The following is an 18840-nucleotide window of genomic DNA, read 5'->3' on the forward strand; positions in this document are numbered from 1 at the left end:
GTGGACGCCATGAGGTCGGCGTCATGAGGCGGGCGTCATGAGGTGGGCGCTCGTCAAGGTCTGTGTGGCGGTCACGGCGATGGTCGTGGTGGCTTTCGCCGTGCCGCTCGGCCTGGTCATCAGGGAGATGGCCCGCGACCGCGCCTTCTCCAACGCGGAGCGGCAGGCCGCGGCCGTCGCCCCCGCCCTCTCCATCACCACCGACCGCGACCAGCTCGAACGGGTCGTCGCCTCCGCCGGATCGGACGCGGGCCTGGCCGTGCACATCCCCGCGAGCGGCGGCACGAGCGCCGTCGACCTCGGACGGCAGCGAGCCACCGACACCGACATCGCGGCGATCCGGAGACTCGGCCGCGCCTCCACCACCGAGGTGTCCGGCGGCTCCGCGCTCCTCCAGCCCGTCGCACTCAGCTCCGGCGAGATAGCCGTCGTCGAGGTGTATGTCCCCGAGGCCGAGGTCAGCAACGGCGTCGGCCTGGCCTGGGCGGTCCTCGCCGGTGTCGGGGCCGTCCTCGTCGTCGGGTCGGTCGCCGTCGCCGACCGGCTGGGCGTGCGCATGGTGCGGCCCGCTCGGCGCCTTGTCGAAGGCGCGCGGGAACTGGGGGAGGGGAAACTGGGCGCAAGAGTGCCCGAGGAAGGACCGGCCGAACTGCGCCTCGCGGCGGTCGCGTTCAACTCCATGGCCGACCAGGTCGTCCAACTGATGGCGAACGAAAGGGAGTTGGCCGCAGACCTGTCCCACCGGCTGCGTACGCCGCTGACCGTGCTGCGGCTCAACGCCGCCTCCCTCGGAGACGGGCCGGCCGCGGAGCAGACCCGGGCCGCCGTCGCCCAGCTGGAGCGCGAGGTCGACACGATCATCCGTACCGCCAGGGAGGCCAAACCGCAGACCGCTCTCCCCGGACCGGGCGCCGGTTGCGACGCGGCCGAGGTCGTACGCGAGCGGATGGCCTTCTGGTCGGCGCTCGCCGAGGACGAGGGGAGGAAGGTGAGGCTGGCCGGTGTGGAGCGGCCCGTGCGCATACCCGTGGCCCGCGCAGACCTGGCCGCCGCGCTCGACGCCCTGCTCGGCAACGTCTTCCGGCACACCCCGGAGGGCACCGCCTTCGCGGTCGACGTCCACAACGGCGACGACGCGGTGATCGTGCTGGTGTCGGACGCGGGGCCCGGGATCACCGACCCCGAGGCCGCCATGGCCAGGGGGCGCGGCTCGGGCAACGAGGGGTCGACGGGCCTGGGCCTGGACATCGTGCGCCGGCTCGCGGAGTCGACGGGCGGAGACGTACGAATCGGCTCGTCGGTGCTCGGCGGCACGGAGATACGGATCTGGCTCCAGCTGACCGACCGCCCGCCGACACGCCGCGGACACCGGGGAAGAGGAACGCCCCGACGCCGCGGCACCGCCGCCCGGACGTGACCTCGACCGCCGTGCCCGAGGATCCGCGTCCCGACCTCCTGAATCGCCTCCTCCGCGAGCGATCTCACCGAGCAACTGGCCCGACTCAGCCTGCGCCTCGGCAACATCTCTCCCCTGCCCGGCTCCGCCGACAGGCAATGGCCAAGGCGCGGCACCCCCCTCCGGTGCCGCGCCCTGACCTGGCCTGGCCTTGCCTTGCGTGGGGCTCAGCCCCGTAGCCCCACGCCCCGGAGGGTTACTCGACGTTCGTCGTCGGGGGCAGGGTGCCGCTGCGGGCCGCTCGGCCGTACCAGAGGGCGCTCGACTTCGGGGTGCGGGCCAGGGTCGCGTAGTCGACGTACACCGCGCCGAAGCGCTTGCCGTAGCCGTACGCCCACTCGAAGTTGTCCATCAGGGACCACAGGAAGTAGCCGCGGACGTCCGCGCCCTCGGCGATCGCTCGCCGGACCGCACGCAGATGGCCGTGGAGGTAGGCGATCCGCTCGGGGTCGTGCACGCGGCCGTCGGACTCGGGCTTGTCGTCGTAGGCGGCGCCGTTCTCCGTGACGTAGATCGGCAGGCCCGGAGCCTCCTTCGTGTACCGCATGATCAGGTCGTGCAGGCCCGTCGGGTCGATCGACCAGCCCATCTCCGTGCGCTCGCCGGGGGACTGGTGGAAGAGGACGTCGTCCGCCGCCGGCCACGGCGAGAAGTCGCTCGCCCCGTGCCCGTCGGCGCGCGGGCCGCTCGGCTTCTCCTCGGCCGCCGACACCAGCGTCGGGGTGTAGTAGTTGAGGCCCAGCGCGTCCAGCGGCTGGTTGATCAGCGCGAGGTCGCCGTCCAGGACGTACGACCAGTCGGTGAGCGACGAGGTCGCGGCGAACAGGGTCTCCGGGTAGGCGCCGTGCAGCATCGGACCGTGGAAGACACCGTTGGCGAGGTCGTCGATCTTCTGGACCGCCGCCAGATCGGCCGGCGTCTGCGAAAGCGGCCTGACCACCGAGGAGTTGAGGCTCACGGCGACCGTGTTGCGGGCCGGCATCGACGCGCGCAGGGCCGAAGTGCCCAGCCCGTGCGCCAGGTTGAGGTGGTGCGCCGCCCGGAGGGAGGCCAGCGGCTCGGTGCGGCCGGGGGCGTGCACACCCGAGGAGTAGCCCAGGAACGCGCTGCACCAGGGCTCGTTGAGCGTGATCCACTGCTCGACGCGGTCGCCCAGCGCCTCACCCATGATCTGGGCGTACTCGGCGAACCGCAGCGCGGTCTCGCGCTCAGGCCAGCCGCCCGCGTCCTCCAGCTCCTGCGGCAGGTCCCAGTGGTAGAGGGTGACCGCCGGTTTGATGTTGTGCTCGAGCAGTTCGTCGACGAGGCGCCGGTAGAAGTCCAGACCGCGCTGGACCGCCGGCCCCCGGCCGGTCGGCTGCACACGCGACCAGGAGACGGAGAAGCGGTAGGCGGTCAGGCCGAGGTCGGCCATCAGCTTCACGTCGTCGCGGTAGCGGTGGTAGTGGTCGACAGCGATGTCACCGTGCTCGCCGCCGGCCGTTTTGCCCGGAGTGTGGCTGAACGTGTCCCAGATCGAGGGGGTGCGGCCGTCCTCCCGCACCGCCCCCTCGATCTGGTACGCGGAGGTCGCCGCGCCCCAGAGGAAGGCGGGAGGAAAGGTCACCGGGTTAACGGGCTCAGGCATGGAAGCGCTCCCATAGGAGGTCGTGGAGACCGACGGGTAGGAATGAGGGAAGTGGGGGGAGAGTGCGAAGGGGCCGAGGCGGCGGTGACCCGGCCCCTGAGAGTTCCCGTACGAAAATTCCCTGACGAAAGTCCCGTACGAAGTTCCTGCGCGGGTCAGCCCTTGATCGCGCCGTTCATGATGCCGCCCACGATCTGCTTGCCGAACAGAAGGAAGGCGATGAGCAGCGGCAGTGTGCCAAGGAGCGCGCCCGCCATGATCACTGCCTGGTCGGGCACGTAACCCGTACCGAGGCCGTTGAGGGCGACCTGGACCGTCGGATTCTGCTGGTTCAGGGCGATGATCGGCCACAGGAAGTCGTTCCAGGCGAACACGAAGGTCAGCAGCCCGAGCACGGCCATCGCGGGCCGCGCCGCCGGGAACACCACGTGCCACACCACGCGGAGGCTGTTCGCGCCGTCCATCCGCGCGGCCTCGATCAGCTCGGTGGGCAGCGCCTGCACCAGGTACTGGCGCATGAAGAACGTACCGAAGGCGGTGACCAGCGTCGGCAGGATCACGGTCTGCAACTGGTTGGACCAGCCGAGGTCGGCCATCCACAGGTACAGCGGTACGACGGCGAGCTGCGGCGGGATCATCATCGTGCCGATGGTCAGCAGCAGCAGCGTGCTGGAGAACCTGAACCGCAGCTTGGCGAAGGCGAATCCCGCCAGCGTCGAGAACAGCACCGTGCTGACCGTGATGGTGCCGGCGACGATCGTGCTGTTGAGCATCGCCGTGCCGAGGCCCACCTCGTCCCACGCGGCCTGCATGTTCTTGAACAGGTTCGCGCCGAACCACAGCGGCGGCGGCGTCTGGGCGAGCCGGGTGTTGTCACGGGAGGCCGCGATCGCCGTCCACAGCAGCGGGGCCAGCGAGATCAGCGAGAAGACCGTGAGGACGACATAGGTGACCGGGCCCGCGTGCAGTTGCTTGCCCGCGCCGATCATCCGGGGGCGCCGCGAGCCCTTGGCGCCCTTCGGCTTCGACTCCGGGTCCACCTGAGGAAGCGTCAGATCACTTGTGGTCATTGGGATTTCCTCAGACGTCGGTTGATCAGCATGTTGACCGCGGCGACGATCAGCAGGATCAGGAACATCGACCACGCGATCGCGGACGCCTTGCCGAGGTTGCCGATGATCCAGCCCTGGTCGTACATGTACAGACCGAGCGTCTGGTACTGGTGCTCGGAGCCGCCCTTGGACCCGCCGAACAGCAGGGGCTCACCGAAGAGCTGGGTGGCGCCGATGGTGGACACGACCACGGTGAACAGGATCGTCGGCCGGAGCATCGGGATCGTGACATGGCGGAACTGCTGCCAGCGGTTCGCGCCGTCGAGAGCCGTCGACTCGTACAGGTCGGCGGGGATCGCCTGCATCGCCGCGAGGTAGATCAGCGCGTTGTAGCCGGTCCACCGCCAGATCACGATGCTGGAGACGGCGAACTGCCCGCCCCAGTCGGACTCGCGCCAGTTGATCGGGTCGACCCCGACGAAACTCAGCAGCCAGTTGATCATGCCGCCGTCCCACGAGTACAGCAGGGTGAAGACCAGCGTCGCCGCCGCCACCGAGGTGGCGTACGGGGTGAGCATGACCACCCGCCACAGGGTCGAGCCGCGCAGCTTGTAGTTGAGCAGGTGCGCGATGCCGAGCGCCAGCAGCAGCTGCGGCACGGTCGAGATCAGACCGATGGTGAAGGTGTTCTGCAGGGCCTTCCAGAAGAAGTCCGAGGACCACAGGTTCTTGTAGTTCTCCAGGCCCACCCAGGTCTCGTTGTCCAGCGAGGACAGCTGCACGTTGTGCAGCGAGTACCAGCCCGTGTAGAGGAGCGGGACCAGTCCGAAGGCCCCGAAGACAAGGAAGAAGGGGGTGATGAACGCGTACGGCGACGCCTTCATGTCCCAGCGGTACAGCCGACTGCGCCACGAACTCGAGCCCGAAGGCGGCTTACCGCGACCTTGAGCGCCCCGGACCGCGCCCGGCTGGTCGCCGGGCGCGGTCTCGGCACTCGGCGCGGGATGCGCGAGAGCCTGCTTGGAGCTGGTCACTGGCCGAGCACGTCCTTGATCTCGTTCTTGGCCGCGTCCCAGCCCTGCTCAGGGCTCTTGCCCTTCTGCTCGACCTGGAGGATGCCGATGTCCGCGATCGCGGTGCCGATCGGCTGGTCCTTGAGGCCGAAGTACTGGACCGGGATGGTCTTGGCCGACGCCGCGTAGATCTCGGTGATCGGCGCGTTCGAGAAGAACTCGACGGTGGCGGGCTGCGGCTTCAGGGTCGCGTACGCCGACGGGGCCGACGGGAAGCTCGCCTGCTTGGCGAAGACCTTGGCCTGCTGCTCGGGGGCCGTCAGCCACTTGGCGAGCGCGATGGCCTCCTTCTGGTGCTTGCCGGCCACCGGAACGCCGATGAAGGCGCCGCCCCAGTTGGCCGCGGTCGGCGCCGCCGCCACGTCCCAGTTGCCCTTGCCGGACTCACCGGACTTCTCCTGGATGTAGCCGATCATCCACGCGGGGCAGGCCACGGTCGCGAAGGTCGCGTTCGCGAGAGCCTGGTCCCACGGCTTCTCGAACTGCTTCAGCTTCGCCGACATGTCGCTGGTCGCGACCTGCATCGCGGAGTCCCACGCGTCCTTCACGCCCGTGGACTTCTCCCAGATGGGGTTGCCGTCCTTGTCGTAGTAGCGCTCGCTCGCGCCACCCAGTACGGCGTTGTAGACCGAGGAGGCGGAGTCCACGAACTTGGTGCCGCTCGGCGCCTTCTTCATGTAGTCCTTGCCGACGGCCACGAACTTCGACCAGTCGCCCGCCCACTGTGCGGCGAGCTTGGTCCGGTCCGTCTCCAGGCCGGCCTTCTGGAACAGGTCCTTGCGGTAGCAGATCGCCATCGGGCCGATGTCGGTGCCGAGCCCGATCTGCTTGCCGTCCTTGGTGGTGGCCTGCGCGTTCTTCCAGTCCAGCCACTGGGACTTGTCGACCTCCTTGCCGAGGTCGACGAACTTGTCCGCCTGCGTCTGCACGGCCTCGGCGACGTTGCCGATCTCGATCGCCTGGATGTCGTCGACACCGGAACCGGCCTGCAGACGGGTGATCGTCTTGGGCCAGTACACGTCGGTCTTGGTGGTGACGTTCTCCTTGATGCTGACGTCCGGGTGGAGTTTCATGTACTCGTCGTAGAGACCAGCCTGCTTGTAACCGAAGACACCGAAGGTGCCGATGGTCAGCTCGGTCTTGCCGCCGCCTCCGCCGCCGCCTCCGCCGTTGTTCGGCTCGCCGTCGTCCGAGTCGTCGGCGCAGCCGGCCAGCAGCCCCGTCGTCAGTGTGGCGACGACCGCGAGGGTCACCAGTCTGCGGGACCCGCGGGTACTCGTGCGCATTGCGTCCTCCTGTTGCCTGACGTGCCGACCCCCCGGCCAACTGCGTTGTTGGGCCCGTTAGTTCTACTGCGGCGGCTCGGGCGGGGAACGTGCGGGATGTGTATGTGTCAGGTACCGTGGGAGCGCTCCCACAGGTGATGTGTTGAAGAGTCGTCGGTCCGGGCGGGGGTGTCAAGGGTGGAGACGCGGCGATGTGTCTTCGGTTATCGGGCTGTTAACTAAAGCTCCTGAAAGCGGAACGGAAGCCTACGGAAGGCCGGTTGGCGGACCCCGTGAACGTGCCGCCGGGCATCGGAGGATCCCCGGCGGACCGGGAAGGGGTGGCGCCGGGCCGCGAGAGGACTGTTGCCGGACTTCGGTCCGGAATGCGGGCTGTTAGATTCCAGACCAGACAAGCGGGTGACGGGAGACGGACCATGGTGGGCCACGGAGTGCGGGGCCGGAGTGGCGGGCGGCCGACCCTCGAAGAGGTCGCCGCGCGCGCCGGAGTGGGTCGCGGCACGGTCTCCCGCGTGATCAACGGTTCCCCGAGGGTCAGTGACGTGACCCGGGCGGCGGTCGAGGCGGCCGTCGCGGAACTCGGCTACGTCCCGAACACCGCCGCCCGCGCCCTCGCGGCGAACCGCACGGACGCGATCGCCCTGGTCGTCCCCGAGCCGGAGACCCGCTTCTTCGCGGAACCGTACTTCTCGGACATCCTGCGCGGTGTGGGCGCCGCGATCTCGGACACGGAGATGCAGCTGTTGCTGATCTTCGCGGGCAGTGACCGGGAACGCGAGCGTCTCGCCCAGTACCTGGCCGCCCACCGCGTCGACGGCGTCCTGCTCGTCTCGACCCACGCGGACGACCCGCTCCCCGACCTGCTGGCCCAGCTGGAGATCCCGGCGGTGATCAGCGGCCCGAGGTCGGCGGCGGAGACCCTCACCTCGGTCGACTCGGACAACTACGGAGGCGGACGCCAGGCGGCCGAACACCTGCTGTCCCGGGGCCGCCACAAGGTCGCCCACATCACGGGCCGCCTGGACGTGTACGGCGCCCAGCGCCGCGTCGACGGCTACCGCGACGCCCTGGAGGCGGCGGGCCACACGGTGGACGAGGACCTGATCGAACCGGGCGACTTCACGGAGGAGGGCGGCCGCCGGGCGATGACCCGCCTCCTCGCCCGCTGCCCCGACCTGGACGCGGTCTTCGCCGGCTCGGACGTCACTGCGGCGGGCGCCCGCCAGGTCCTGCGCGAACAGGGCCGCCGTATACCCGAGGACGTGGCACTCGTCGGCTACGACGACTCGGCCATTGCCCGCCACATGGACCCGCCCCTGACGAGCGTGCGCCAGCCGATCGTGGAAATGGGCCGGGCGATGATCGACCTGCTCCTGGAGGAGGTCGCGGACCGCCGCCCGACGGCGTCCCGGGTACTGGAACGCCGTCAGGTGGTGCTTCCCACGGAGCTGATGGCTCGTACGTCGTCCTGAGGGGTCGTGTTCCCGCGATGTTCCCGCGGGGCCGACAACGAAGAAGCCCTGGCCTGCTTTCGCAGACCAGGGCTTGATCTTTCAGGGTGAGTGACGGGACTTGAACCCGCGGCATCCTGGACCACAACCAGGTGCTCTACCAGCTGAGCTACACCCACCATGACCGGCTTGGGAAGTCCGAGTGGTCTTCCTGACCGGCCGAGAAAAAGTGTACAGGGTCCGAAGGGGTGCTCGCGCCCGGCTTTTCTCAGGCGTTCTCAGGCATGCGAACTCACTGTGCCGCGGGCAGCACGTGCTTCGCCGCGATCGTGCGCGCCGTGTCCGAGTCCGGGCCCGGCTGCGGTACGAAGATCGCCTCGCGGTAGTACCGCAGTTCGGCGATCGACTCGCGGATGTCGGCGAGGGCGCGGTGGTTGCCGTTCTTGTCGGGGCTGTTGAAGTACGCCCTCGGGAACCAGCGCCGGGCCAGCTCCTTCACCGAACTGACGTCCACGATCCGGTAGTGGAGGTACGCCTCCAGGGTGCCCATGTCCCGGAGCAGGAAGCCGCGGTCCGTACCGACCGAGTTGCCGCACAACGGGGCCTTGCCCGGCTCCTTGACGTGCTCCCGGACATACGCGAGGACCTGGGCCTCGGCGTCCGCCAGCGTCGTACCGCCGGCGAGTTCGTCGAGGAGCCCGGACGAGGTGTGCATCTGGCGCACCACCTCCGGCATCGTCTCCAGCGCCGAGTCGGGCGGACGGATGACGATGTCCACCCCCTCGCCGAGTACGTTCAGCTCGGAGTCGGTGACCAGTGCGGCCACCTCGATGAGCGCGTCGTCGGACAGCGAGAGACCGGTCATCTCGCAGTCGATCCACACCATGCGATCGTTCATGCGTCTCACCTTACGGGGAGGAGGCGCGCGGCGAACCAGTGGTGCGGTGCGGTTGCGCGGGGGGTTGGGCACCCGGCGTCGGTGTGGGCCTCGGCTGGGGGCTGCCGCCCCTGGACCCCCGCTTCGGCCCTTAAGGGGCCTCGTCCTCAAACGCCGGACGGGCTGGAGATGCGGGCCGGCACTTGAAAGTGCGGGACGGGCTGAGTGACGTACCCCAGCCCGTCCGGCGTTCACAAGTCACCTACCGTTATGTGCCGCTCCGCTGGCCCGGCAGGCTCGCGCGGTTTCCGACGTACGGATCCCGCCCGTGCTCCGCCGAGAGGCCGACCGTGCTCGCCGTGCGGCGGGCCTGGATCGGGACCGGGCTCTCCGGGTGCGGGGACCGGTCGTGGCCGTGACCCGGGCCGTGCCCGTGTCCCTGGCCCGCCGTGGTCGGCGTACCCATGCCGCCCTGCACTCCGCTCACCACCGGGTCCGGCTCGGACATGCGCTCACCCTGCGGCCTGCGCGCCCGGTAGGCCGCGCGGTACGCGGCCGGGGACGAGCCCAGCTGGCGGCGGAAGTGACCGCGCAGCGCCACCGGCGAACGGAAGCCGCAGCGGCCCGCGACCTCGTCCACCGAGTAGTCCGACGTCTCCAGGAGACGCTGGGCCTGCAGGACGCGCTGCGTGATCAGCCACTGCAGCGGCGCGCTTCCCGTGAGCGAGCGGAAGCGGCGGTCGAACGTACGACGGGACATGTACGCGCGTGCCGCCAGCGTCTCCACGTCGAACTGCTCGTGGAGGTGTTCCAGCGCCCAGGCGACGACCTCGGCGAGCGGGTCGGCGCCGATCTCCTCTGGTAAAGATCGGTCGAGGTAGCGCTCCTGGCCGCCCGACCGGCGCGGTGGGACCACCAGTCGGCGGGCCAGCGCACCGGCCGCCTCGTTGCCGTGGTCCGTCCGCACGATGTGCAGGCACAGGTCGATGCCTGCCGCTGTGCCGGCGCTCGTCAGTACGTCGCCGTCGTCCACGAAGAGTTCGCGTGGATCGACATGGACGGACGGATAGCGCTTCGCCAGCGTCGGCGCGTACATCCAGTGTGTCGTCGCCGGGCGGCCGTCCAGCAGGCCCGCCGCCGCGAGAACGAACGCGCCCGTGCACAGGCCTACGATCCGCGCGCCCTCTTCGTGGGCCCGACGCAGTGCGTCGAGCGCCTCCTCCGGTGGCGGCGCGGTGATCGAACGCCAGGCGGGCACGACGACCGTGCCTGCCCGCGCGATCGCCTCCAGGCCGTTCGGCGCGGTCAGTTCGAGCCCGCCGGTCGTCCGCAGCGGGCCCTCTTCTCCGGCGCACACCAGCAGTCGGTAGCGCGGCACTCCGGCGTCCTGGCGGTCAATCCCGAACACCGACAGCGGAATGGAACTCTCGAAAATGGGGCCGCCGCTGAACAGCAGCACCGCAACGATCTCCTTGCGGCGTCGCCCGGAGAGTTTCCGGGCCGCGGCTTCCGGCGCGGCAGTGGAGTCGTGGCTCATACTGCTAAGCCCCCCTCGGTGGTCGCGTCGCCCCTAACTTGTCGGGCCTGTCGCTCCAGCACGTTTCCCCTCGGTCCTGCACGAGTCCCCCGCCGTAGACAGTCAAGATCGAATCTACTGTGTCCCATGATGCCGAGATGACCAGTCCGTCACTGGACAGATTGTCGACTTGGCAACTTGGCGTAAAGCATTCGATCACGAAGCGTTGCACTAGTGGGCCGCGCAGGGAAGTGCGCCTCGTCGTAGTGGCCAATCCGCGTAGGGTGCGCGGCCCCGCCCAGACCCTTTCAGTGCAGGTGGAACGGGGGTTTGGGGGTTGTTCGGCCAAGGGGTGCACGGTGTCCGGAAGTTGGCTGAAAAGCATCGGGCGCGTGCGCGAAAACAGGTCAATCGACCGGTGTAGTTCCGCCGGAGTGTCGCGTGCCCCGATGCGAGCCCGAAGGGGCCCTGCAGTGCCGCCCCCGGTGCGGGGCGCCCTCCTCGGCCGGCATCCTCGCCGCACCGCGCTCGGACTGGCGCAGCAGCACCCGGCACACCGCCGTCACGGCCGCCAGCCCGAGCGCCGTACCGGCGGCCCCACCGAGCGAGGTGCCGTAGAGGACGAGCACCACGGGGACCAGGACGCAGCTGAAGGCCGCCCAGCGGACGAGATCGCTCGCGGAGTCCCGGCTCGGTGAGGTCATGGCTGCTCCCTGTGACGATGGGTCACGGGGTTCAACGCTTGTTCGAGCGGTCGGTCACTGGCCATCGTGTCCGGAAGATGTGCGCGAGCATGATCGACCCGGGTGAGATGTACGCGAACCCTGTGGAAACAGCCTGTACGTGGCAGCAACCATTGCGTTACGGGCACCCCCTCGGGCATGCTCCCTGGAACCCGTCCGGAGCATGGGCGGGCTATGGGCTACGGAGGCGTGCGGCCGTACCCTTGGGGGTATGGGGTTGGGAAGATGATTCCCGGACACAGCTCCGCCGCACAGTGTCGTCCCGCATCACGTCGTCCCACCACGAGGATCAAAACGCCGAGAATCCCATGGCCGGTCACGAATTCCTGGAACCCGCGGACCGCAAGCGCCCCGTCGCCGACCACACGGCGGCCGAGCCCTTGGCGGCGGAAGAACCACGTCAGTCCTGCGACCCCGCGTTCAAGCACGGTGTCGTCGTCGGTTTCGACGGCTCGACGTCGAGTGAGCGCGCCCTCGCGTACGCCATCGGCATGGCCCACCGCTCCGGTTCGGGCCTGATCATCGTGCACGTCGCCAATCGGCTCCCGACCACGGTGTGGGCCGGCTGTGAGCCGCCCGTCTTCGTCGACGTGCCGGACCACAGAACCGAGGTGCTCGGGCTCGAACTCGCCTGTGCGGACTATCTGGCCGAGGTGCCGTGGATCCTTGTCGAGCGTGGTGGGGACATCTGCCATGAGCTCGAAGAGGTGGGGCGGGAGTACGAGGCCGATGCGATCGTCGTCGGTTCGACCCATGGCATCGTCGGGCGGATCTTCGGGTCGGTGGCGGGGCGGCTTGCGAAGCGGGCTCAGCGGCCTGTTGTGGTCATTCCGTAACTCCCTCGCGGTGGGTGAACCTACTGGTGCGTAGAGGGTTTTGTGCGCTTGTGAAGGGCATATAGGGGGCATCGCGCCCGGGGTGTGACGGCCACCGGTTGCTGCGCAGGCCGGGGGTTGGGCGATCCCCGGCGAGTATGGGCGAGCCCCCTGTGTTCGGTGGCAACACGGGGGGCTCGTTTTTGTTTGTTGGTCTCTGCGGGGCGGTGGGGGCTTGTCGCGCAGTTCCCCGCGCCCCTGGAGGGCGCCCCTTCGGGGCTGCCCTCCAGGGGCGTCCCTGTAGCGGGCCGGCTACTCCACCGTTACCGACTTGGCGAGGTTCCTGGGCTTGTCGATGTCTCGGCCCAGGGACAAGGCCGTGTGGTAGGCGAGGAGTTGGAGGGGGATGCCCATCAGGATGGGGTCCAGTTCGTCCTCGTTCTTCGGGACGACGATCGTCTGGTCGGCCTTCTCCTGCTCCTGGTGGGCCACCGCGAGGATGCGGCCGCTGCGGGCCTTGATCTCCTCCAGGGCGGCGCGGTTCTTCTCCAGGAGGTCGTCGTCCGGGACGATCGCGACCGTGGGCAGCGCCGGCTCGATGAGGGCCAGCGGGCCGTGCTTCAACTCCGAGGCGGGGTAGGCCTCGGCATGGATGTACGAGACCTCCTTGAGCTTCAGGGAGGCCTCGCGGGCCACCGGGTAGCCCCGGACGCGGCCGATGAAGAGCATCGAGCGGGCCTCGGCGTACTGCTCGGCCAGCTTCTTGATCTCGTCCTCCTGCTCCAGGATCTCGGAGATCTGCCCGGGCAGCTTGCGCAGGCCCTCGATGATCCGCTTGCCGTCGCGGACCGACAGGTCGCGGGTGCGGCCCAGGTGGAGGGCGAGGAGGGCGAAGGCGACCGTGGTGTTGGTGAAGCACTTCGTCGAGACGACGCAGACCTCGGGGCCCGCGTGCACGTACATGCCGCCGTCCGCCTCGCGGGCGATCGCGGAACCGACCACGTTGACGATGCCCAGCACTCGCGCGCCCTTGCGCTTCAGCTCCTGGACGGCCGCCAGCACGTCGTACGTCTCACCGGACTGGGAGACGGCCACGTACAGGGTGTCGGGGTCGACGACCGCGTTGCGGTAGCGGAACTCCGAGGCGGGCTCGGCGTCGGCCGGGATGCGGGCCAGCTCCTCGATCATCTGGGCGCCGATCATGCCCGCGTGGTACGAGGTGCCGCAGCCCAGGATCTTCACGCGCCGCACGGCACGCGCCTCGCGGGCGTCGAGGTTGAGGCCGCCGAGGTGGACCGTGGAGAAACGGTCGTCGATCCGGCCGCGCAGGACCCGGTCGACGGCCTCGGCCTGCTCGTGGATCTCCTTGTGCATGTACGTGTCGTGGCCGCCCATGTCGTACGAGGCGGCCTCCCACTCCACGGTGGTGGGCTCCGCCGTGGTGCGGGTGCCCTCCGTGGTGTAGGTGCGGAAGTCGTCGGCCTTGAGGGTGGCCATCTCGCCGTCGTCCAGAGTCACTATCTGCCGCGTGTGGGTGACCAGCGCGGCGATGTCCGAGGCGACGAACATCTCCTTCTCGCCGATGCCCAGGACGACCGGCGAGCCGTTGCGGGCCGTCACGATCCGGTCCGGGAAGTCGGCGTGCATGACGGCGATGCCGTACGTGCCCTCGATCACGCGCAGCGCCTGGCGGACCTTCTCCTCCAGGGTCTCCGCCTGGGAGCGGGCGATGAGGTGGGTGAGGACCTCTGTGTCCGTCTCGGAGAGGAACTCGACGCCGTCGGCCTCGAGCTTCTTGCGCAGGTCGGAGGCGTTGTCGATGATCCCGTTGTGTACGACGGCGACCTTGTTGTCGGCCGACATGTGCGGGTGCGCGTTGTGGTCGGAGGGGGCGCCGTGCGTGGCCCAGCGGGTGTGGGCGATGCCGGTGGTGCCGGCGAAGCGCTTGGGGACCTTGGCCTCCAGGTCCCGGACGCGGCCCTTGGCCTTGACCATCTTCAGGCCGGTCGCCTTCGGCGAGGTCACGACGATGCCCGCCGAGTCGTAGCCGCGGTACTCCAGGCGCTGCAGGCCTTCGAGGAGCAGCGGCGCCACGTCACGCCTGCCGATGTATCCGACAATTCCGCACATATAAAAGAGTCCCTGTCCCTGTTGTACGTAGATGACGAGTAGATGACTAGCCGTAGACGATGCGGCGCAGCTGGCGGAGGGTGAGCTCCGCCGGTGCGACCGCGCGGTATCTGAGGTCCGCCTCGATCCGGTCGAAGATCTCCGCGTTCACCAGGCCCTGGCCCTGGAGTTCGCGGTGGCGACGACGGACATAATCCTCGGTGGTCTCGTCGAAGTAGGCGAGAACGTCCTGAATCACCCGCAGTGCCTCGCCCCGGGACAGGGGTGTGGTACGCGTCAGATGATCAACGAGGTCGTCGTGCACCTGACGATCCTGAGGTAAAGCGCGGGCAATCGCAACAATCCTGCCCGATATCGGGCAGCGGTCTGTTGAAACTCTTATGGGACCCTGTTCGGGGCCTGTTCACTTTGTGTCCTGCGCGGCGATGGGTACCCAGAGCACCGTTTTCAGCCATGGACACTCCTCGCATGGGCGTACCCGAGCAACTTGCCGAGCGCATGAGCATGGCCGAGCAGCACGAGTACCTTCGCGCCAAGTTCTCGCGGCGCACGATGATCAGAAGCGGCGCCGTCACCGTCGGCGCCGTCGCGGGCGGTGCGTTCGTACCGGGCGCCGCCCAGGCCGCGACGCGGACCTCCGTACCGACGCAGACGTACCCCCAGACCGAGAAGGTCGACGGCGCGCTCGTCGCCCCCTTCGGCCGGCACCTCGCCTGGGGCAACGACCCCCGCACGGAGATCACCGTCTCCTGGCAGGTCCCGGTCGCGGTGAAGAAGCCCTTCATCCGGATCGGCGCCCACCCCTGGGACCTCTCCCGCAAGATCGAGGCCGAGGTCCGCACCCTCTACACCCCGGCCGGCGTCGGCGCCAGCGGCGACCACACCCAGTACTACCTGCACGCCAAGCTCACCCACCTGCGCCCCGGCCAGACGTACTACTACGGCGTCGGCCACGCCGGCTTCGACCCGGCCGAGGCACACCTGCTGGGCACCCTCGGCACCTTCACCACAGCCCCGGACCACAAGAAGCCGTTCACCTTCACGGCCTTCGGCGACGAGGGCGTCAGCTACCACGCCCTCGCCAACAACAGCCTGCTCCTCGGCCAGAACCCGGCCTTCCACCTGCACGCCGGCGACATCGCATACGGCGACCCGGCCGGCCAGGGCAAGACCTCCGACACCGGCTTCGACTCCCGCGTGTGGGACCAGTTCCTCGCGCAGACCGAGTCGGTCGCCAAGTCCGTGCCGTGGATGCCCGCCTACGGCAACCACGACATGGAGGCCTGGTACTCGCCCAACGGCTACGGCGGCGAGGACGCCCGCTGGAACCTCCCCGACAACGGCCCGGACAAGAAGAACCTCCCCGGCGTCTACTCCTTCGTCTACGGCAACACGGCGGTCATCTCGCTCGACGCCAACGACATCTCCTTCGAGATCCCGGCCAACCTCGGTATCTCGGGCGGCACCCAGACCAAGTGGCTGGAGGCGCAGCTCAAGAAGTACCGCGCCTGCGGCGACGTCGACTTCATCGTGGTCTTCTTCCACCACTGCGCCTACTGCACCTCCACCGCGCACGCCTCGGAGGGGGGCGTGCGCCAGGAGTGGGTACCGCTGTTCGAGAAGTACACGGTCGACCTGGTCATCAACGGCCACAACCACCAGTACGAGCGCACCGATGTCATCAAGGGCGGCGCGGTCACCAAGAAGCTCCCGATCGGTGGGACTTCGTACCCCGAGACCGAGGGCGTCGTCTACGTGACGGCGGGCGCGGCCGGCCGCAGCCTGTACGCGTTCACCGCACCGCTGTCCTACGAGGGCCACGAGAACGAGGTCGACTCGGTCGCCTCCTTCATCAACACCAAGGACGGCAAGGTCAACGAGACGGTCACCTGGTCGCGGGTGCGCTACCTCGACTACTCGTTCCTGTGCGTCGACGTCACCCCCGCGTCCAAGGGCCGCCTCGCCACCCTGACGGTGCGCGGGATCGCGGAGACGGGCGAGGAGGTCGACCGTTTCACGGTCGCCCGCCGCGTACGCTGAGCATGCGCGTATGCCCAGAAGGCGGGGCGTACGCGTGAGTTACCGGTAACCGAGTGAGTCACCAGTAACACCGACAGGCGGTTCTCCGGCGCGTGTTCTACATGCGTTTGAGGACCGCCTGTTTGGCGTGCGCGAACTCGTCGTCCGTGAGTACGCCCGTCCGGTGCAGCTCACCGAGTTCACGCAGCCGGCGGAGCAGGGCGTCGTGGTCGTCCTGCCGCGGTCGCGGTGGTACGTCCGTCACGGTCGCCCCCGGATGCGGCAGGCGGGCCTGGACGGCCGCCGCGACCAACGCCATCAGCGGGTCCTTCTTGAAGCCCCACAGCTCGACGGAGTGGGGGTCGTACTTCGGCGGGGCCTCGGTCGGCGCGTGCCGCACGCCGAAGCGCAGGTAGCCGTTCTCCAGGCCCACCGCCGGATGCCACTCCACGGCTGTGATGTCGGCGACGGCCAGGGAACGGGGTCCGGCGGCCGCCTTCGCGTCCTCCGTCTTCCAGTTCCACTCCAGCCGGACGTGCTCCCCGTCGAAGGTCGCGGTGCCGTCCCCGGCCGACACGGACAGCGGTACGGCGGGCCCCGGCAGCAGATACCGGTCGACGGCTCCGGACGGCACCTCGTCGAGCAGCAGCCCGTTCCTGACCTCGTCCACGAAGTACTCGGCGACGCCGTACCGGTCGGACTCGACGTTCAGCTGGTACGGGTCGTGCGGTTCCGCCAGTTTGCCGCCGGTCGCCTGGAGCAGCGGGTCGGCGCCGTCGCGCAGCCGCAGCCTCAAACGCCCCGACTTCCGGCCCTGTTCGAAGGAGACACCGGCCAACGCGTCGAGGGGGACGGTGAGTTCGCCCAGGTCCTTGCGGAGCAGGCCGACGCTCTTGTCACGCCCCGGGGTGAGCCGCAGGGCGTCACCGTCGAAGACCCAGGTGCCGTCCTTCTGGATGATCTCCGCCATGAGGCAATTGTCGCCGACGCCCGGGTGCTCGGGGGAGCGGATGCCACTGCCTACAGGCCCGAGATCGGGTTCTTCAGGCTGCCGACGAGCTGGAGGGCGCCGGCCGGGTCCGTGAGGTCCACCATCTGCCTGTTGTCGCGGAGTTGGAGACGGTTGAGGCAGGACAGGGCGAACTCCGGCGCGAACATGTCGTACTGCCGGAACTTGTCGGCGAGTTCGGGGACGGACGCCTGGTAGCCGCGGACCGTGTCGGCGACCGTGCGCCAGAAGTCGTCCTCCGTCAGGACGCCTTCGGTGGCGAGGTTCGCCGCCAGGAAGCGGAAAAAGCAGTCGAAGACGTCCGTGAAGATCGACAGCAGTTTCCGGTCCTCCGGGACGTCCACGCGCAGCCGTTCGACCGTCGGCGGCAGCACCGCGTCCGCGTCCATGACGGCGATCTCCTCGGCGATGTCCTTGTAGATCGCGCGCTGCACTACGCCGTCCCGGAGGACGAGGATCACGTTCTCGCCGTGCGGCATGTAGACCAGGTCGTAGGCGTAGAAGCTGTGCAGGAGCGGGGTGAGGTAGGCGCGGAGGTAGCCGCGCAGCCACTCCTTCGGGGGCAGGCCCGACTGCTCGACGAGGGCGGCGGCGAACGAACGCCCTTCGTGGTCGACGTGGACGAGCGAGGCCATGGTGGCAAGCGACTCGCCGTCACCGAGGGACGACACCGGGCTCTCGCGCCAGAGCGCGGCCAGCATCTTGCGGTACGGGGAGTAGCGGTCGGTGGCGGCCTCGTACTCCAGGTGGCGATAGCCCACGGCCGCGCGCTCGCGGATGATCGACAGGCCTGTCGACTTCAACACCGGGTCATTGTCGATGAGTTGGGCCAGCCAGTCGTTGATGGCCGGGGTCGCCTCCATGTAGGCGGCCGAAAGCCCCCGCATGAAGCCCATGTTGAGGACCGAGAGAGCCGTTTTGACGTAGTGCTTCTCGGGGTCGGACCGGTTGAAGAAGGTCCGGATGGACTGCTGGGCGAGGTACTCGTCGTCGCCCTCGCCCAGGCAGACCAGGTGCTGCCGGGCGATCTCGGCGGCGAAGGTGACGCTGAGCTTGTTCCACCACTGCCAGGGGTGCACGGGGACGAAGAGGTACTCGGTGGGGTCGAGCCCCTGGTCGGACAGTTTCGTACGGAAGCGGACGACGGTCTCCTGGCCCAACTCCACGCGCAGGAACGCCTCGTACTCGATGCCGACGCCCGCCGTGAACGCGGCACGCGAGCGGTGCGCGGCCAGCCACACCAGCCGGACCGGGCTCGCCGTCTCGGGCGCGTACGACAGATACTCGTGCACACCGAAGCCGAGCCGCCCGTTGTTGGCGACGAAACAGGGGTGGCCCTCGGTCATCCCGGTCTCGATCTCCTGGAAGCCGCTCCTGACGAGCTCGGCGACGGGGACCCGCGGCTTGGTGAGCTTGTAGCAGGTGCCGGCGAGGGTGGAGGAGATCTCCTCCAGATAGACGGGCAGGATCTCGTCGCTCAGGCCCAGTGATTTCCGCAGCTCGATGAAGAAGTCCAGGGCGGCGAGCGGGAGTTCGGCTCCGTTGCGGTGCCGGGTGATCGAGTCGGCGTCGACCTGCCAGTGGTCGAGGGCGTGGCGGGTGGCGGTGAAGCGGTAGCTGGTCAGGCCGTCGTCGCCGAGTACGACGTACCCGTCCTGGTGGGGCTCGGGGGTGATCAGGCGTTCGTGGGCGAACTCGGCGAGGGCCTTGCGGATCAGGAGGCGGTTGGCCTGCTCCCAGCGTTCGGGGGAGAGATGGGCCGTGGCGTCGGCGAGGCTCAAACGGA

The 18840-nt window shown here is 69.0% G+C and carries 15 protein-coding genes and 1 tRNA gene; 4 read left to right on the top strand and 12 right to left on the bottom strand.

Annotated elements, in window-relative coordinates:
* The first annotated feature begins 37 nt into the window (after nucleotides 1-37).
* A complete protein-coding gene (locus tag PV396_RS22060) occupies nucleotides 38-1417 on the top strand; it encodes a HAMP domain-containing sensor histidine kinase (protein ID WP_319207048.1) in 1380 nt (459 codons plus the stop codon).
* Nucleotides 1418-1652: 235 nt separating this feature from the next.
* On the opposite strand, the gene PV396_RS22065 is transcribed toward PV396_RS22060, so the two are convergent.
* From PV396_RS22065 to PV396_RS22080, 4 genes are all read right to left on the bottom strand, one after another.
* Entirely contained in the window at nucleotides 1653-3083 is a 1431-nt protein-coding gene (locus PV396_RS22065) for a GH1 family beta-glucosidase (protein WP_319207050.1), read from the bottom strand.
* A 155-nt stretch (nucleotides 3084-3238) separates the two neighbouring features.
* On the bottom strand, nucleotides 3239-4153 hold the full coding sequence (locus PV396_RS22070; protein ID WP_319207052.1) for a carbohydrate ABC transporter permease: 915 nt from the start codon (nucleotides 4151-4153) through the stop codon (nucleotides 3239-3241).
* Nucleotides 4150-5169: a sugar ABC transporter permease gene (locus PV396_RS22075; protein WP_319207054.1), complete on the bottom strand. Its 1020-nt coding sequence runs from the start codon at nucleotides 5167-5169 to the stop codon at nucleotides 4150-4152. Before PV396_RS22075 ends, PV396_RS22070 begins: the two co-directional genes overlap by 4 nt.
* On the bottom strand, nucleotides 5166-6494 hold the full coding sequence (locus tag PV396_RS22080; protein WP_319207056.1) for an ABC transporter substrate-binding protein: 1329 nt from the start codon (nucleotides 6492-6494) through the stop codon (nucleotides 5166-5168). Before PV396_RS22080 ends, PV396_RS22075 begins: the two co-directional genes overlap by 4 nt.
* Nucleotides 6495-6910: 416 nt before the next feature.
* Between PV396_RS22080 and PV396_RS22085 the strand changes: the two genes are divergently transcribed.
* On the top strand, nucleotides 6911-7966 hold the full coding sequence (locus PV396_RS22085; protein ID WP_319207058.1) for a LacI family DNA-binding transcriptional regulator: 1056 nt from the start codon (nucleotides 6911-6913) through the stop codon (nucleotides 7964-7966).
* A gap of 85 nt (nucleotides 7967-8051) precedes the next feature.
* On the opposite strand, the gene PV396_RS22090 is transcribed toward PV396_RS22085, so the two are convergent.
* The 4 genes from PV396_RS22090 to PV396_RS22105 all read right to left on the bottom strand — a co-directional run bounded on the left by PV396_RS22090 (nucleotide 8052) and on the right by PV396_RS22105 (nucleotide 11042).
* A tRNA-His gene (locus PV396_RS22090) sits at nucleotides 8052-8124 on the bottom strand.
* Between the two features lie 113 nt (nucleotides 8125-8237).
* A complete protein-coding gene (orn, locus tag PV396_RS22095; protein WP_319207060.1) occupies nucleotides 8238-8843 on the bottom strand; it encodes an oligoribonuclease in 606 nt (201 codons plus the stop codon).
* Between the two features lie 247 nt (nucleotides 8844-9090).
* The gene (locus PV396_RS22100; RefSeq protein WP_319207062.1) at nucleotides 9091-10359 is read right to left on the bottom strand and encodes a helix-turn-helix domain-containing protein; all 1269 of its coding nucleotides are present in this window, start codon (nucleotides 10357-10359) and stop codon (nucleotides 9091-9093) included.
* 386 nt (nucleotides 10360-10745) lie between these two features.
* A complete protein-coding gene (locus tag PV396_RS22105) occupies nucleotides 10746-11042 on the bottom strand; it encodes a hypothetical protein (RefSeq protein ID WP_319207064.1) in 297 nt (98 codons plus the stop codon).
* A gap of 347 nt (nucleotides 11043-11389) precedes the next feature.
* Here PV396_RS22105 and PV396_RS22110 point away from each other — a divergent pair, with 347 nt between their 5' ends.
* Nucleotides 11390-11917, top strand: coding sequence for a universal stress protein (locus tag PV396_RS22110; RefSeq protein ID WP_006376589.1), 528 nt, complete (start codon nucleotides 11390-11392; stop codon nucleotides 11915-11917).
* A gap of 291 nt (nucleotides 11918-12208) precedes the next feature.
* Here PV396_RS22110 and glmS read toward each other — a convergent pair whose 3' ends face one another.
* Nucleotides 12209-14026: a glutamine--fructose-6-phosphate transaminase (isomerizing) gene (gene glmS, locus PV396_RS22115; protein ID WP_319207066.1), complete on the bottom strand. Its 1818-nt coding sequence runs from the start codon at nucleotides 14024-14026 to the stop codon at nucleotides 12209-12211.
* A gap of 46 nt (nucleotides 14027-14072) precedes the next feature.
* Nucleotides 14073-14330 (bottom strand): hypothetical protein, encoded by a 258-nt coding sequence (locus PV396_RS22120; RefSeq protein WP_319207068.1) that lies wholly within the window; start codon nucleotides 14328-14330, stop codon nucleotides 14073-14075.
* A 164-nt stretch (nucleotides 14331-14494) separates the two neighbouring features.
* On the opposite strand from PV396_RS22120, the gene PV396_RS22125 reads away from it, so the two are divergent.
* Nucleotides 14495-16066 (top strand): metallophosphoesterase family protein, encoded by a 1572-nt coding sequence (locus tag PV396_RS22125; protein WP_319207398.1) that lies wholly within the window; start codon nucleotides 14495-14497, stop codon nucleotides 16064-16066.
* A gap of 97 nt (nucleotides 16067-16163) precedes the next feature.
* Here the strand turns inward: PV396_RS22125 and PV396_RS22130 are convergent, their stop codons facing one another.
* Nucleotides 16164-17015 carry a DUF4429 domain-containing protein gene (locus PV396_RS22130; RefSeq protein WP_319207070.1) on the bottom strand — a complete coding sequence of 284 codons (852 nt, stop codon included), beginning with the start codon at nucleotides 17013-17015 and terminating at the stop codon, nucleotides 16164-16166.
* Nucleotides 17016-17065: 50 nt separating this feature from the next.
* Nucleotides 17066-18835, bottom strand: a complete 1770-nt coding sequence (locus tag PV396_RS22135) for an IucA/IucC family siderophore biosynthesis protein (protein ID WP_319207400.1) — start codon at nucleotides 18833-18835, stop codon at nucleotides 17066-17068.
* Nucleotides 18836-18840: the final 5 nt, after the last annotated feature.

The organism is Streptomyces sp. ME02-8801-2C, assembly GCF_033793965.1.
GTDB lineage: Bacteria > Actinomycetota > Actinomycetes > Streptomycetales > Streptomycetaceae > Streptomyces.

Excerpts from the sequence above, each read along its gene's own strand:
- PV396_RS22060 (WP_319207048.1), top strand. The coding sequence starts at position 38 with ATGAGGTGGGCGCTCGTCAAGGTCTGTGTGGCGGTCACGGCGATGGTC.
- PV396_RS22065 (WP_319207050.1), bottom strand. The coding sequence starts at position 3,083 with ATGCCTGAGCCCGTTAACCCGGTGACCTTTCCTCCCGCCTTCCTCTGG.
- PV396_RS22070 (WP_319207052.1), bottom strand. The coding sequence starts at position 4,153 with ATGACCACAAGTGATCTGACGCTTCCTCAGGTGGACCCGGAGTCGAAG.
- PV396_RS22080 (WP_319207056.1), bottom strand. The coding sequence starts at position 6,494 with ATGCGCACGAGTACCCGCGGGTCCCGCAGACTGGTGACCCTCGCGGTC.
- PV396_RS22085 (WP_319207058.1), top strand. The coding sequence starts at position 6,911 with ATGGTGGGCCACGGAGTGCGGGGCCGGAGTGGCGGGCGGCCGACCCTC.
- orn (WP_319207060.1), bottom strand. The coding sequence starts at position 8,843 with ATGAACGATCGCATGGTGTGGATCGACTGCGAGATGACCGGTCTCTCG.
- PV396_RS22100 (WP_319207062.1), bottom strand. The coding sequence starts at position 10,359 with ATGAGCCACGACTCCACTGCCGCGCCGGAAGCCGCGGCCCGGAAACTC.
- PV396_RS22105 (WP_319207064.1), bottom strand. The coding sequence starts at position 11,042 with ATGACCTCACCGAGCCGGGACTCCGCGAGCGATCTCGTCCGCTGGGCG.
- PV396_RS22110 (WP_006376589.1), top strand. The coding sequence starts at position 11,390 with ATGGCCGGTCACGAATTCCTGGAACCCGCGGACCGCAAGCGCCCCGTC.
- glmS (WP_319207066.1), bottom strand. The coding sequence starts at position 14,026 with ATGTGCGGAATTGTCGGATACATCGGCAGGCGTGACGTGGCGCCGCTG.
- PV396_RS22125 (WP_319207398.1), top strand. The coding sequence starts at position 14,495 with ATGGGCGTACCCGAGCAACTTGCCGAGCGCATGAGCATGGCCGAGCAG.
- PV396_RS22130 (WP_319207070.1), bottom strand. The coding sequence starts at position 17,015 with ATGGCGGAGATCATCCAGAAGGACGGCACCTGGGTCTTCGACGGTGAC.